Source organism: Streptomyces bauhiniae, assembly GCF_004784475.1.
Taxonomy (GTDB): Bacteria; Actinomycetota; Actinomycetes; order Streptomycetales; family Streptomycetaceae; genus Streptomyces; species Streptomyces seoulensis.
Genome location: NZ_SRRT01000004.1, coordinates 20,513 through 34,388, shown reverse-complemented (window position 1 = coordinate 34,388; position 13,876 = coordinate 20,513). Strand labels below are relative to the sequence as shown.

Genomic DNA, 13,876 nt, shown 5'->3' with positions numbered 1-13,876 from the left:
CTGTCAGTGGCAGCGCTTACGGTGGCGTCATGTCGGAGGAGATCGTTTACATCCGGGGTGACGCCACCGCGCCATGTGCGGAGGGCGCCCGCGTGATCGCCCATGTCTGCAACGACATCGGCGGCTGGGGGAGGGGCTTCGTCTCCGCGCTGTCCAAGCGCTGGCCGGAGCCGGAGGCGGCCCGGTACGAGGCGATCGACGCCGCGCTCGGCCGGCTCGCCGGCCAGGTGATCGAACTCGGTGCCTCCGTGCACATGCCCCGCATAGGCTGCGGCCTGGCGGGCGGTGAGTGGCCGCTCGTGGAGCCGCTCGTCACCGAACGGCTGACGGGGCGGGGCATCCCCGTCACCGTGTACGACCACGGGGAGGGCGCATGACGGACGTACTGGTGCTGGGCGGTGCCGGGGTGGACACCATCGTCCGCGTGCCCGAGCTGCCGCTGCCCTTCGCCGACAGCTATCCCGTGGACACCGGGGTGCACACCCGCGCCGGACAGACCGGCGACTTCGTCGCGCTGGGCCTGGCCGCGCTGGGCCTCGACGTCCACCACCTCGACCTGATCGGCGACGACCCCGAGGGCGACCTCGTCCGCGCCCTGCACCGGGACCACGGCATCGCGCTGACCGCGCTGCCCCAGCCCGCCGGCACCAAGCGCGCCGTCAATCTGGTCGGCCCCGACGGCCGCCGCCTCTCCCTGTACGACACCAGCCGCGCCCGCCCCGGCGACCGCTTCCCCGATGAGGTGCTGCGCCCCCTCGCGGCGGCCGCCCGGCACGTCCACGTGACCATCACCCAGCCCTGCGCCGAGGCCCTGCCCCTGCTCAGGGAGACCGGCGTGCCCCTCTCCACCGACCTGCACGACTGGGACGGCGAGAACCCGTACCACGAGCCGTACGCCCTGGCGGCGGACGTCGTCTTCCTCTCCGCCGCCGCCCTCACCGACCCCGAGCGCACCATGCGCCGGATATCCGAGCGCGGCCGTGCCCGGATCGTCGTCGCCACGGCGGGTGCCGAGGGCGCCCATCTGCTGGCCGACGGCGAGCTGACCCACGTCCCGCCCGCGACCCCGCCCGCCCCGGTGGTCGACTCCAACGGCGCGGGCGACGCCTTCGCCGCCGCCTTCCTCTACGGCCGCCTCGCCGGAGCGGACCCCGAGCGCTGCGCCCGCTACGGCGCGGCAGCGGGCGCCTACGCCTGTACCGTCCCCGCCACCCGCACGGACGCGATAGGCCGCGACGGCCTCCTCGGTGAGGGAGCCGTCACGGCCTAGGACGAAGCCGGGACTCAGTGCGCGTGCACGTCGTTCGTCGCCTCGATCTTCTTCCACGACTTCGGCTGTGCCGCCTTTGCCGCAGACCGGGCAAGGGCAGCCGCGCCCGCATCCCGCGCCTCCGGCTTCGACGGCTGGAACAGCCAGGTGTCGAAGAGCGCAGCCAGCGGCTTGCCGGACACCTGCTCGGCGTACTTCTGGAAGTCGGCCACCGAGGCGTTGCCGTAGGCGTGCTTCTTCGGCCAGCCCTTCAGCACGGCGAAGAACGCGTCGTCGCCGATCTCCTCGCGGAGCGCCTGCACGGCGAGTGCGCCCCGGTCATAGACCGCGAGGTCGAACTGGGCGTCCGGGCCGGGGTCACCGGGCTTGACGGTCCAGAACGGGTCGTCGGCCGGGTGCGAGGCGTACACGTAGTCCGCCAGCTCGCGCGTGGTGCCCTCGCCCTCGTGCTCGGACCAGAGCCACTGCGCGTACCGGGCGAAGCCCTCGTTGATCCAGATGTCCTTCCAGCCCTTGAGTGACACGTCGTCGCCGTACCACTGGTGGGCCAGCTCGTGCACGACCACCGAGGTGTTGGAGCCGGCCGCGAACTGCTTGGGGCTGTAGAAGACGCGGGTCTGCGTCTCCAGCGCGTACCCGGTGGTGGTGTTGGGGACGTAACCGCCGGCGGAGGAGAAGGGATACGGCCCGAAATAGCCGCTCAGCCAGTCCACCAGCTCACCGGTGCGCTCCACGCTCGCCCGCGCCGCCCCGTCGTTGGCGCCGAGGTCCTTGCTGTACGCGTTGACCACCGGCACCCCGCCCTCGGAGGTGGAGGTGGTGATGTCGAACCGGCCGAGCGCGAGGGTGGCCAGATAGGTCGCCTGCGGCTTGTCCTGGCGCCAGTTGTAACGGGTCCAGCCCAGCTTCGAACTGGTCGACGCCAGCGTGCCGTTGGAGATCGCCTGGGTGCCGTCCGGCACCGCCACCGACACGTCGTAGGTGGCCTTGTCGCTGGGGTGGTCGTTGCTCGGGAACCACCACCAGGCCGCCTCGGGCTCGTCCGCCGCGACGGCGCCGTCCGGCGTGCGGTGCCAGGTGGAGAAGCCGTAGGCGCTCTTCGTGGAGGGCACCCCGCTGTACCGGACGACCACGGTGACCTGCGTGCCCTTGGCCAGCGGGGTCTTCGGGGTGACGACCAGCTCGTGCTCGCCGGACGTGCTGAAGGCGGCCTTGACGCCGTTGACCCGCACCTCGCTGACGTCCAGCAGGAAGTCCAGGTCGAAGCTGGACAGGTCCTGCGTGGTCTTCGCCAGGATGGTCGCGGTGCCCTGCAGCTCGTCCGTCTTCGGCTGGTACTGGAGCCTCAGGTCGTAGTGCGAGACGTCGTAGCCGCCGTTGCCGTACTGCGGGTAGTAGGGGTCGCCGATGCCCGGCGCGCCGGGGGCGGACGAGGCGGCCGATGCCGGGATCGCCAGCAGGAGGGAGGCCGCCGCCAGGGCGCTCGGCGCGAGGATTCTGCGGTGCACGTCAGCTCCAAGTCTTCTGGACAGGAAGTCTGTTCGGAGCCTATGCAGTCCCGGCCGCTTCTGGCGTGTCCACGACCCCTGCTGTCACACGATCGCCATTCAGCCGTCACGCGTCCCGGTGACCGCCGAAAGGCCCTCTTCTGTACGGGAGTTGCCGGAGGTAGCGTCCGCCCATGCCGATTCGCTCGCTCTGGAGAACCCTCGCGGTCCTGGCCGTCGGTGCGCTGACGGCCGTCCTCCTCGCCCCGACCGCCGCCCAGGCGGCACCGCGCGAGAGCAGGCCCGTCTACTCGTACGCCGACGCCGTCCGCGAGTCCGTCTGGGTGGACACCGGCCTGGACGAGGACGGCGACGGCCGCACCGACCGCGTCGCCGCCGACATCGTCCGCCCCGCCGAACCCGCCCGGCAGGGCCGCAAGGTGCCCGTCATCATGGACGCCAGCCCCTACTATTCCTGCTGCGGCCGCGGCAACGAGAGTCAGCTCAAGACGTACGACGCGCAGGGGCACGTCGTGCAGATGCCGCTCTTCTACGACAACTACTTCGTGCCGCGCGGCTACGCGTTCGTCGGCGTCGACCTCGCCGGCACCAACCGCAGCGACGGCTGTGTGGACGTCGGCGGCCGCTCCGACATCGGCTCCGCCAAGGCGGTCGTGGACTGGCTCGGCGGCCGGGCCCGCGCCTACACCAGCCGCACCGGCGGTACGCCGGTCAAGGCGAGCTGGACCAACGGCGCCACCGGCATGATCGGCAAGAGCTGGGACGCCACCATCGCCAACGGCGTCGCCGCGACGGGCGTGAAGAACCTCAAGACCATCGTCCCGATCAGCGGCATCTCCTCCTGGTACGACTACTACTTCGCCCAGGGCGCCCAGCTCTACGACGGCGGCCCCGACGAACTCGCCGGGTATGTGGAGAGCGAGGAGGTCCACTGCGCGGCCGTACGGCAGAAGCTCGCCGACGGCAGCCCCGACTCCGGCGACTGGACCCGGCTGTGGACCGAGCGGGACTACGTGAAGGACGCGGGGAAGGTCCGTGCCAGCGTGTTCCTGGTGCACGGCATGCAAGACCTCAACGTCCGTACCAAGCACGTCGGCCAGTGGTGGGACGCGCTGGCGAAGCATGGCGTCGAGCGCAAGATCTGGCTCTCCCAGACCGGCCACGTCGACCCCTTCGACTACCGGCGCGGCGCCTGGGTGGACACTCTGCACCGCTGGTTCGACCACGAACTCCTCGGCTACGACAACGGCATCGACCGCGAACCCATGGCCGACATCGAGCGCCACCCCGACCAGTGGACCACCTCCGCCGTCTGGCCCCCGCGCGACACCCGGACCACCACCCTCTACCCGGCCCGCGGCACCACGCCCGGCGTCGGCACCCTGGGCCTGCGCCGCGCCACCGGCACCGAGACGTTCACCGACGACCCGAGCCGGAGCGAGACCGACTGGGCGGCCGACCTCACCGAGCCGACGCCCGACAAGGCCGCCTTCATCACCCCGGCCCTCACCGGCCCGCTGCGGATCTCCGGTTCCTCCCGCGTGACCGTCACCGCCACACCGAGCACCAACAGTGCCCACCTGTCCGCCGTCCTGGTCGACCTAGGCCCGGACACCATCCGCGACTACGCCGACGGCGGCGAGGGCATCACCACCCTCACCGACCGCACCTGCTTCGGCGCCAGCACGGCCGGGGACAGCGCCTGCTTCAAGGCGACCGCCGCGAAGACGGCCGACGTGGGCGCCACCGTCGTCAGCCGGGGCTGGGCCGACCTCGGGCATCACGCCTCGCTCGCCAAGGGCGTCCCGCTCACCCCCGGCCGCGCCTACACGATGACCCTCGACCTCGCCGCCACCGACCACGTCGTACCCAAGGGCCACCGGCTGGCCCTCGTCGTCGCGGGCACCGACAAGGACCTCATCGAACCGCCCGCCACCCGCCCCACCCTCACCCTCGACCTCACCCGCACCACGGCCCGGCTCCCGCTCACCGGCGGCCCGGCCGCCCTGGACCGCGCCACCACCGCACCGCCCGCCGGGCGCACCCTCACCGTCGTCGGCACCCCGCGCTGCCTCACCGGCCACGGCGACGGCTGCACCGCCGACGCGGACCGGTAGACACCGGCCCGGGCGAGGGTGCGACGATTGCACCCTCGCCCAGGTCATCGGTCGGTCGGAGTGCTCATGCCTGTCGTCACCGCGCTGACGTACTACCCCGTCAAGGGCTGCGCCGGCGTGCCCGTCGACCAGGCGCGGCTGACGCCCGCCGGACTCGCGCACGACCGCAGCTTCATGGTCGTCAGCGAGGAGGGCGTGTTCCGTACCCAGCGGCGCGACCCCCGGCTGACCCTCATTCGGCCGGGCGTCACCCACGACGGCACTCGACTCACCCTCCAGGCGGACGACTTCGAGCCGCTGGCCCTCGACGTCGACACGTCCGGACCCGCCCGGCCCGTCGAGCTGTTCGGCAACGCCTACCGGGGCATCGACCAGGGCGACACCGTGGCCGAGTGGCTGTCCTCGGTGCTCGGCGCGCCCAGCCGGCTGGTCCGCGTACCGCCCGACCACGAGCGGGTGACCGACGGCAGGACACCGGGCACCTCCGGGTACGCCGACAGCTCCGCCGTGCACCTCCTCTCCCGCGCCACCCTCGACCTGCTGAACGAGAAGCTCCGGGAACGCGGCGCGGACCCGTTGCCGATGAACCGCTTCCGCCCCAACATCGTCGTCGACGGCTGGCCCGAGCCGCACACCGAGGACCGCGCTCACCACCTCACCCTCGGCTCGGCCGAACTCGGCTACACCAAGCTCGCCGTCCGCTGCGCCGTCACCATGGTCGACCAGGCAACCGCCGCCCGCTCGGGCCCCGAGCCCCTGCGCACCCTCGCCGGCTACCGCCGCGCGGCCCAGGGCGGGGTCGTCTTCGGGACGAAGTACGCCGTGCTGCGCCCCGGCAAGGTGTCCGTGGGGGACGAGGTGGTCGTCGGGGAGTGGGGCGAGCCGGAGCGGTAAGCCGCCGTACGGGCCGTACGCCCTCGACCACGCGTACGCCCGCCGCCGGTCAGGGCCGCTCCGCAGGCCGGGGCGGGGAAGCGCGCGCCTGTGCGGACCGCTGTTTGGGCCGGACGTGGGAATACTCATCTCATGTCACCCGTCTACGCCACCTTCGGACTGGAACCGGCGACCCGCGTCGGCGCCGTGCTCGCCGACGGCGGCTACCAGGTCCACCGCGACTTCGTGGACTTCGTCGTCGACGGCAGCCCGCTGCTGTTCCGGCTCGCCGACCTCGACGCCGTGTCACCGCTCGCCTCCGACCTCCCGCCCGCCGTCCTCGACGCCCAGGTGCGCGCCCTGCTGCTGGAGGACGAACCCCCGCTGCCCGGTGGCCGGTTCGTGCTCTACGGGTGCCCGGAGTGCGCCGACCTCGGCTGCGGCGCCGTCACCGTCGTCATCGAACGGGACGGCGACGACTACCGCTGGCGGGACTTCGCCTGGCAGACCGGCGAGCATGTCGACCTCGACCGCGACGGCTACCACGGCACCGGGCCCTTCCACTTCCACGGTCCCGCCTACCGGGCCGCCCTCACCGCGCTGTTGGACGGCACTGCAGCCCCCTCTCGCCGGGTTCTGCTCATCGGCCCCCGCGTCGGCCTCCTCGCCAAGCTCGCGGCCGCCCTGCGCGGGATCGGGATCGGCGCGGACATCACCCCGGACGCCACCGATGTCCCTGCCGAGGAACTCAGCGCGTATGGTGCGACGTTGACCGTCTCGGCTACCCAACGGACCGCCCTGCGCGAGACGTTCGCCCGCACCGGCACCGTCCTCGTGGACGCGCCCGCCCCGGTCGTCCCTGTCCTCGTCGCCCAGCTCCAGCAGGCCCTCGACCGCGCCCCGGAGGACCGCCGCCGCCTCACCGCGCTGACCGCGACCCCGTACGCCGCCGAGATCGACGTGAGCGCGCCGGGCCGCGTCCAGCTCACCGCGTACCGCGTCGACCGCCTCCGCCGCACCCAGGTCCGTACGGTCCTGGACGCCGTACTCGGCCCCGGACACCACCGCCTGCCGCTGGACCCGAGGACGGTCAGGGGCGAGGCGTACCTGGTGGCCCGTACCTCCGGCGGGGTGCTGGCGGCAGCGGTCCGGGGGGCTTCGGCCCGCGACTAAAATCGGCGTCCTGATGACTGCCACCCTCGTCGCCAAGAACCTCGCCGCCGGCCACGGCGACCGCTCCCTCTTCACCGGGCTCGACCTCGTCGTCGCGCCCGGAGACGTGATCGGGCTGGTCGGCGCCAACGGCGCGGGCAAGTCCACGCTGCTCAAGATCCTCGCCGGGCTCACCGCGCCCGAGGAGGGCGAGCTGCGGCTCTCCCCGCCGACCGCGACCGTCGGCCACCTCCCGCAGGAGCCGGAGCGCAGGGAGGGCGAGACCGTGGGCGGGTTCCTGGCCCGCCGCACCGGAGTCGCCGAGGCCCAGCGCACCATGGACGAGGCCACCCAGGCGCTGGTCGACGGCTTGCCCGGCGCCGACGACGCGTACGCCACCGCGCTGGACCGCTGGCTGAACCTGGGCGGCGCCGACCTGGACGAACGCGCCCAGGACGTGACCGGCACCCTGGGCCTCGCCGTCGGCCTCGACCGGCCCATGACCTCCCTGTCCGGCGGCCAGGCCGCCCGCGCCGGACTCGCCTCCCTGCTGCTCTCCCGCTACGACGTCTTCCTGCTGGACGAGCCCACCAACGACCTCGACCTCGACGGCCTGGAGCGGCTGGAACGCTTCGTCAGCGGCCTGCGCGCGGGCACCGTCGTCGTCAGCCACGACCGCGAGTTCCTCACCCGCACCGTCACCAAGGTCCTCGAACTCGACCTCGCCCAGGGGCAGATCAACCTCTACGGCGGCGGCTACGCGGCCTATCTGGAGGAGCGGGACGTGGCCCGCAGGCACGCCCGCGACGACTACGAGGAGTACGCCGACAAGCGCGCCGCCCTCCAGGACCGGGCGCAGACGCAGCGCTCCTGGATGGACAAGGGCGTGAAGAACGCCCGGCGCAAGGCGGGCGGTGACAACGACAAGATCGGCCGCAAGTTCCGCAGCGAGGCCAGCGAGAAGCAGGCCGCCAAGGCCCGGCAGACCCAGCGGATGATCGAGCGCCTGGACGTGGTGGAGGAGCCGCGCAAGGAGTGGGAGCTGCGCATGGAGATCGCCGCCGCCCCGCGCTCCGGTGCCGTGGTGGCCACGCTCCGGGACGCCGAGGTCCGGCGCGGTGACTTCACCTTCGGGCCGGTCTCGCTGCAGATCGACTGGGCCGACCGGATCGCGGTCACCGGGGCCAACGGCGCGGGCAAGTCCACCCTGCTGGGCGCGCTCCTCGGCCGGGTCCCGCTGGACTCCGGCGACGCCACGCTGGGCTCCGGGGTGCTGGTCGGCGAGGTCGACCAGGCCCGCAAGCTGTTTCACGGCTCCGAGTCGCTGCTCGACGCCTTCCAGGCGGCCGTCCCGGACACCGAGCCGGTCGAAGTGCGCACGCTGCTGGCCAAGTTCGGCCTCAAGTCCGACCACGTACTGCGCCCGGCCGCGTCCCTCTCGCCCGGCGAGCGCACCCGCGCCGCCCTCGCCCTGCTGCAGGGCCGGGGCGTCAACCTGCTGGTCCTGGACGAGCCGACCAACCACCTCGACCTGCCCGCCATCGAGCAGTTGGAGTCGGCGCTCGACGCCTACGAGGGCACGCTCCTGCTGGTCACCCACGACCGGCGCATGCTGGACGCGATCAAGGTGACCCGCCGTCTGGAGGTCGCGGACGGCAGGGTGACCGAACGCTGAACCCCGCCCCCGGCCCGGTGTCGAGGCCGGGCCGGGGGCGGGGCGGGGGTCAGCGGCGGCCCTTGTTCGGGTCGACCAGACCGGCGCGGCGCAGGGCGTCCGCCATGGCGCTGTTGGCCGGCGCGGGGGCGGGACGGCCGCCCCGGTCCTTGCCGCCGCCGTTCCCACGGCCCTGACCACCCTGACCACCTTGGCCACCGCCCTGGCGCCGGCCCTGACCGCCCTGGCCGCCGCCGCCCTGGCCCTGACGCTGCTTGGGCGGACGCGCGCCGCCGCGCTCCTGCGGGGCCGCCTCGTCGTCCAGCCGCAGCGTCAGCGCGATCCGCTTGCGCGGGATGTCCACGTCCAGGACCTTCACCTTGACGATGTCACCCGGCTTGGCGACGTCCCGAGGGTCCTTGACGAACGTCTTCGACATCGCGGACACATGGACCAGACCGTCCTGGTGGACGCCGATGTCCACGAACGCGCCGAAGGCGGCCACGTTCGTCACCACGCCCTCCAGCACCATCCCGGCGGACAGGTCGGAGATCTTCTCCACGCCCTCCTTGAAGGTGGCCGTCTTGAACGCCGGACGCGGGTCGCGCCCCGGCTTCTCCAGCTCCTTCAGGATGTCGGACACGGTCGGCAGACCGAAGGTGTCGTCCACGAAGTCGGCGGCCCGCAGCGAGCGCAGCACACCGGTGTTGCCGACCAGTGAGGCCACCTCCTGCCCCGTCGTCTTCACCATCCGCCGCACCACCGGGTATGCCTCCGGGTGCACGCTGGAGGAGTCCAGCGGGTCGCTGCCGCCCCGGATGCGCAGGAAGCCCGCGCACTGCTCGTACGCCTTCGGGCCCAGCCGGGACACCTTCTTGAGCTGTGCGCGCGAGGTGAACGGGCCGTTCTCGTCGCGGTGCGTCACGATGTTCTCGGCCAGCGTGGCGGAGATGCCGGAGACCCGTGAAAGCAGCGGTACGGACGCGGTGTTGACGTCCACACCGACGCCGTTCACACAGTCCTCGACCACCGCGTCCAGCGAGCGGGACAGCTTCACCTCGGAGAGGTCGTGCTGGTACTGGCCGACGCCGATCGACTTCGGGTCGATCTTCACCAGCTCGGCCAGCGGGTCCTGCAGACGCCGGGCGATGGAGACCGCGCCGCGCAACGACACGTCCATGCCGGGCAGTTCACGGGAGGCGTACTCCGACGCCGAGTACACCGAAGCGCCGGCCTCGGACACCATCACCTTGGTGAGGTTCAACTCCGGGTGCCTGGCGATGAGTTCGGTCGCCAGCTTGTCCGTCTCGCGGGAGGCGGTGCCGTTGCCGATGGCGACCAGGTCGACCGAGTGCTCCTTGGCCAGCCGGGCCAGCTTGGCGATCGCCTCGTCCCACTTGTTGGCGGGCACGTGCGGGTAGATCACATCGGTGGCGACGGCCTTGCCGGTCGCGTCGACCACGGCCACCTTCACCCCGGTACGGAAACCGGGGTCCAGGCCCAGCGTGGCGCGGGTGCCGGCCGGGGCGGCCAGCAGCAGGTCGCGCAGGTTGGCGGCGAACACGTCCACCGCCTCGTCCTCGGCGGCGGTACGCAGCCGCAGCCGGAGGTCGATGCCGAGGTGCACCAGCACGCGGGTGCGCCAGGCCCAACGGACCGTGTCGCCGAGCCACTTGTCACCGGGACGGCCCCGGTCCGCGATCCCGAACCGGCTGGCGATGATGCCCTCGTACGAGGACCTGCCTTCCGTCGGCTCCTCGGGCTCCAGGACGAGGTCGAGAACCTCCTCCTTCTCGCCGCGCAGCATCGCCAGAATCCGGTGCGAGGGGAGCGCGGTGAACGGCTCGGTGAAGTCGAAGTAGTCGGCGAACTTGGCGCCCGCCTCCTCCTTGCCGTCCCGCACCTTGGCGGCCAGCCGGCCGCGCGTCCACATCCGCTCGCGCAGCTCACCGATCAGGTCGGCGTCCTCGGAGAACCGCTCCGTCAGGATCGCCCGCGCGCCGTCCAGCGCGGCCTGCGCGTCCGCGACACCCTTGCCGGCGTCCACGAACGCGGCCGCGGCGGCCGCCGGTTCCACCGACGGGTCGCTCAACAGCCCCTCGGCCAGCGGCTCGAGACCGGCCTCCCGCGCGATCTGCGCCTTGGTGCGCCGCTTCGGCTTGTACGGGAGGTAGATGTCCTCCAGACGCGCCTTGGTCTCGGCGCCCCGGATGCGCTGCTCCAGCTCGTCGGTGAGCTTGCCCTGCTCGCGCACCGACTCCAGGATCGCGCTCCGGCGCTCCTCCAGCTCGCGCAGATACCGCAGCCGCTCCTCGATGGTGCGCAACTGCGCGTCGTCCAGGAGTTCGGTCGCCTCCTTGCGGTAGCGGGCGATGAAGGGCACCGTCGAACCGCCGTCCAGCAGCTCGACGGCGGCCTTCACCTGCCGCTCCCGTACGCCGAGTTCCCCGGCGATCCTGCTTTCGATGGACCCTGTGAGGGGTGTCGTCACGATCCCGTACCGCCTTCTGATGCTTACCGTTGCGCGGCAATTGTGGCAGGTGGCACGGGGATGCGTACGACAGGGCGCACCGCGCGCCCCGCGTCAGGCCCGGCCGCTGGAGGCCCCGCCGAACAGCCGGGCGAGCGCCCGGAACGGCAGGGTCACGACAGTGGCGATGGCCCCGCCTATCTGACGCAGCACATCGGCGATGGCACGGAACATGAGAGAACTCCAATCCACCCGGCGGGGTTGCCCGGTCCGCACCGGGTACCCCGCAGCCGTTCCCGCACGCCGGATGCGTCCGGCCGATCTTCCGGTGCCCGATGGCAGGAAAGGTGGGTCATCCGTCATTGCGGCCACCGCGCGGGCGACCGAAGAATTGGCGGTATGCCGCAGCCCCCGCGCACCGTGCTCCTCGTCCTTTTCGACCACGTGCAGAGCCTCGACGTCACCGGCCCGCTGGAGGTCTTCACCGGCGCCGAGCGGCTCGCGCCGGGCAGCTACCGGATGCGCACCGCCTCCCTGGACGGGCGTCCGGTGCGCACCTCCAGCGGCCTGACCCTCGTACCCGATCTGGCGCTCGGTGCCGCACCCGACCCGCACACCCTGCTGGTCCCCGGCGGTGAGGGCACCCGCCGCCCGGACCCGGCGCTCGTGGAGTGGCTGCGTGCCCGCGGGCCCGGGGTGGCGCGCCTGGTCTCCGTATGCACCGGCGCCCTCCTGCTCGCCGCCGCCGGACTGCTCGACGGCCGCCGCGCCACCACGCACTGGGCGTACTGCGACCGGCTGGCCCGCGAGCACCCGGCCGTCACGGTGGAGCCCGAGCCGATCTATGTGCGCGACGCACATGTGGCCACCTCCGCGGGCGTCACCTCCGGCATCGACCTGGCGCTGGCCCTGGTGGAGGAGGACCTGGACCGGGAGACCGCGCTCACGGTCGCGCGCCACCTCGTGGTCTTTCTGCGCCGACCCGGCAACCAGGCGCAGTTCAGCGCCCAGCTCGCCGCGCAGACCGCCTCCCGCGAGCCGCTGCGGGAGGTGCAGCGCTGGATCACCGAGCACCCGGACGCCGACCTCTCCGTCGACGCCCTCGCCGTCCGCGCCCGGCTCTCCCCGCGCCACTTCGCCCGCGCCTTCACCGCCGAGACCGGCACCACACCGGGCCGCTATGTCGACAGGGTCCGGCTGGAGCACGCCCGCAGAGTGCTGGAGGACACCTCCGCCTCGGTCGAGGAGGTCGCCCGCGCGAGCGGCTACGGCACCCCCGAGGCCATGCGCCGCGCCTTCCTCAAGGCGCTCGGTACCGCACCGGCGGAGTACCGCCGCCGCTTCCACCCCGTACTCCCGCGCTGACCTTCCGCCCACCGCCGAAAGGACCGCCATGCAGATCGCCATCGTCCTCTACGACCGTTTCACCGCCCTGGACGCGGTCGGACCGTACGAGATGCTGGCCCGCACACCGGAGGCGGAGACCGTCTTCGTCGCCGAGCAGACCGGGCCCGTACGCACCGACACCGGCAGGCTCGCCCTGGTCGCCGACCGGTCGCTGGCCGAGGTGAGCAGCCCCGATGTGCTGGTGGTGCCGGGCGGGCCCGGTCAGAGCGCGCTGATGGAGCACGGCCCGCTGCTCGACTGGCTGCGCGAGGCCGACGCGACCACCACCTGGACCACCTCCGTGTGCACCGGCTCGCTGCTGCTGGGCGTCGCCGGACTGCTGGACGGCCGCCGCGCCACCTCGCACTGGCTGGCCGTCGACCAACTGAAGCGGTTCGGCGCCGAACCCGTGAAAGAGCGCGTGGTGACCGACGGCAAGTACGTCACGGCCGCCGGGGTCTCCGCCGGGATCGACATGGGCCTCACCCTGCTCGGCCGGCTCGCGGGCGACGAGTACGCCCAGGCCATCCAGCTCGGCCACGAGTACGACCCGAGGCCGCCCTACGACGCCGGTTCGCCGGACAAGGCACCCGCCCATCTGGTCGACGCCCTGCGCGAGCGCAGCCGGTTCATCCTGACGTAGGCACGCTCCAGGTGAAGCGGGGTTCGCGGCGTTCCAGGAAGGCGGTCACGCCTTCCTCGGTGTCGGGGGAGGCGAGGGTCTGGGTGGTCCAGTGGGTGTCGCGGTCGGTGCGGCCGTCGGCGTAGTCCTTGGCGGCGGCCTGGGTGAGGAGGGAGCGGGTGGCGAGGGTGGCGGTGAGGGCGGCGATGCGCTTGTCCAGCTCGCCCGCCGGGAGCACCTCGTCCACCAGGCCGGTGCGCAGGGCGCGGTCGGTGCCGATCAGCTCGGCCGAGAAGAGGAGGTACTTGGCGGTGGCCGGGCCGACCAGGGAGACCAGGCGGCGGGTGGAGGAGGCGGGGTAGACGATGCCGAGCCGCGCCGGGGTCACGCCGAACAGCGCGCCCTCCTCCGCCAGCCGGAGGTCGCAGGCGGCCGCGAGCTGGGCCCCGCCGCCCACGCAGTGGCCCTTGACCGCGGCGAGCGTCGGCTTGGGGAACGCGGCCAGCGCCTCCTCGGCGGCCACCGCGAGACCCTGCGCCTCGGCGGGCGAACCCCGCAGCGTGGAGATGTCCGCGCCCGCGCAGAAGGTCCCGCCCTCCCCGGTGAGCACCAGCGCGCGCACCTCCGGATCGGCGGCCAGCTCCGCCAGCAGCGGGGGCAGCGCCCGCCACATCGCGGCCGTCATGGCGTTGCGCTTGGCCGGGTTGCGGATGACGACGGTGGCGACGCGGTCGGCGACGGCGTGCGACAGCTCGGGCTCCATGCGGCGGATGCTATCCGCGGACGCCCGCCACGGCCGGGTGAGTTAGCTCGCACCACCCGAG

General features: G+C 72.8%; 12 protein-coding genes. 8 read left to right on the top strand and 4 right to left on the bottom strand.

Going from position 1 to position 13,876, the window contains the following annotated elements:
* The first annotated feature begins 29 nt into the window (after positions 1-29).
* Both E5083_RS14130 and E5083_RS14125 read left to right on the top strand, forming a co-directional pair.
* Entirely contained in the window at positions 30-377 is a 348-nt protein-coding gene (locus E5083_RS14130; RefSeq protein ID WP_135786034.1) for a macro domain-containing protein, read from the top strand.
* Complete coding sequence (locus tag E5083_RS14125; protein ID WP_135786033.1) at positions 374-1,270, top strand: PfkB family carbohydrate kinase; 897 nt, start codon at positions 374-376, stop codon at positions 1,268-1,270. Before E5083_RS14130 ends, E5083_RS14125 begins: the two co-directional genes overlap by 4 nt.
* Before the next feature lie 14 nt (positions 1,271-1,284).
* Here the strand turns inward: E5083_RS14125 and E5083_RS14120 are convergent, their stop codons facing one another.
* Complete coding sequence (locus E5083_RS14120) at positions 1,285-2,778, bottom strand: M1 family metallopeptidase (RefSeq protein ID WP_135786032.1); 1,494 nt, start codon at positions 2,776-2,778, stop codon at positions 1,285-1,287.
* Positions 2,779-2,951: 173 nt separating this feature from the next.
* Between E5083_RS14120 and E5083_RS14115 the strand changes: the two genes are divergently transcribed.
* The 4 genes from E5083_RS14115 (at position 2,952) to E5083_RS14100 (ending at position 8,595) form a co-directional block, all read left to right on the top strand.
* On the top strand, positions 2,952-4,895 hold the full coding sequence (locus tag E5083_RS14115; protein WP_135786031.1) for a Xaa-Pro dipeptidyl-peptidase: 1,944 nt from the start codon (positions 2,952-2,954) through the stop codon (positions 4,893-4,895).
* A 66-nt stretch (positions 4,896-4,961) separates the two neighbouring features.
* On the top strand, positions 4,962-5,789 hold the full coding sequence (locus E5083_RS14110; protein WP_135786030.1) for an MOSC domain-containing protein: 828 nt from the start codon (positions 4,962-4,964) through the stop codon (positions 5,787-5,789).
* Positions 5,790-5,921: 132 nt separating this feature from the next.
* Complete coding sequence (locus E5083_RS14105; protein WP_135786029.1) at positions 5,922-6,941, top strand: oxidoreductase; 1,020 nt, start codon at positions 5,922-5,924, stop codon at positions 6,939-6,941.
* 13 nt (positions 6,942-6,954) lie between these two features.
* Complete coding sequence (locus tag E5083_RS14100) at positions 6,955-8,595, top strand: ABC-F family ATP-binding cassette domain-containing protein (RefSeq protein WP_135786028.1); 1,641 nt, start codon at positions 6,955-6,957, stop codon at positions 8,593-8,595.
* Positions 8,596-8,644: 49 nt separating this feature from the next.
* On the opposite strand, the gene E5083_RS14095 is transcribed toward E5083_RS14100, so the two are convergent.
* On the bottom strand, positions 8,645-11,065 hold the full coding sequence (locus E5083_RS14095) for a Tex family protein (RefSeq protein WP_135786027.1): 2,421 nt from the start codon (positions 11,063-11,065) through the stop codon (positions 8,645-8,647).
* Positions 11,066-11,158: 93 nt separating this feature from the next.
* Positions 11,159-11,278 (bottom strand): LPFR motif small protein, encoded by a 120-nt coding sequence (locus E5083_RS32010; protein ID WP_254641675.1) that lies wholly within the window; start codon positions 11,276-11,278, stop codon positions 11,159-11,161.
* Between the two features lie 165 nt (positions 11,279-11,443).
* Here E5083_RS32010 and E5083_RS14090 point away from each other — a divergent pair, with 165 nt between their 5' ends.
* Together E5083_RS14090 and E5083_RS14085 are read left to right on the top strand one after the other, a co-directional pair.
* Positions 11,444-12,409, top strand: coding sequence for a GlxA family transcriptional regulator (locus E5083_RS14090; RefSeq protein WP_135786026.1), 966 nt, complete (start codon positions 11,444-11,446; stop codon positions 12,407-12,409).
* A gap of 28 nt (positions 12,410-12,437) precedes the next feature.
* The gene (locus tag E5083_RS14085) at positions 12,438-13,073 is read left to right on the top strand and encodes a DJ-1/PfpI family protein (protein WP_135786025.1); all 636 of its coding nucleotides are present in this window, start codon (positions 12,438-12,440) and stop codon (positions 13,071-13,073) included.
* Here the strand turns inward: E5083_RS14085 and E5083_RS14080 are convergent.
* Complete coding sequence (locus E5083_RS14080) at positions 13,060-13,815, bottom strand: enoyl-CoA hydratase/isomerase family protein (RefSeq protein WP_135786024.1); 756 nt, start codon at positions 13,813-13,815, stop codon at positions 13,060-13,062. The genes E5083_RS14085 and E5083_RS14080 overlap by 14 nt on opposite strands.
* Positions 13,816-13,876 lie beyond the last annotated feature (61 nt).

Excerpts from the sequence above, each read along its gene's own strand:
- E5083_RS14130 (WP_135786034.1), top strand. The coding sequence starts at position 30 with ATGTCGGAGGAGATCGTTTACATCCGGGGTGACGCCACCGCGCCATGT.
- E5083_RS14125 (WP_135786033.1), top strand. The coding sequence starts at position 374 with ATGACGGACGTACTGGTGCTGGGCGGTGCCGGGGTGGACACCATCGTC.
- E5083_RS14115 (WP_135786031.1), top strand. The coding sequence starts at position 2,952 with ATGCCGATTCGCTCGCTCTGGAGAACCCTCGCGGTCCTGGCCGTCGGT.
- E5083_RS14110 (WP_135786030.1), top strand. The coding sequence starts at position 4,962 with ATGCCTGTCGTCACCGCGCTGACGTACTACCCCGTCAAGGGCTGCGCC.
- E5083_RS14105 (WP_135786029.1), top strand. The coding sequence starts at position 5,922 with ATGTCACCCGTCTACGCCACCTTCGGACTGGAACCGGCGACCCGCGTC.
- E5083_RS14100 (WP_135786028.1), top strand. The coding sequence starts at position 6,955 with ATGACTGCCACCCTCGTCGCCAAGAACCTCGCCGCCGGCCACGGCGAC.
- E5083_RS32010 (WP_254641675.1), bottom strand. The coding sequence starts at position 11,278 with ATGTTCCGTGCCATCGCCGATGTGCTGCGTCAGATAGGCGGGGCCATC.
- E5083_RS14090 (WP_135786026.1), top strand. The coding sequence starts at position 11,444 with ATGCCGCAGCCCCCGCGCACCGTGCTCCTCGTCCTTTTCGACCACGTG.
- E5083_RS14085 (WP_135786025.1), top strand. The coding sequence starts at position 12,438 with ATGCAGATCGCCATCGTCCTCTACGACCGTTTCACCGCCCTGGACGCG.
- E5083_RS14080 (WP_135786024.1), bottom strand. The coding sequence starts at position 13,815 with ATGGAGCCCGAGCTGTCGCACGCCGTCGCCGACCGCGTCGCCACCGTC.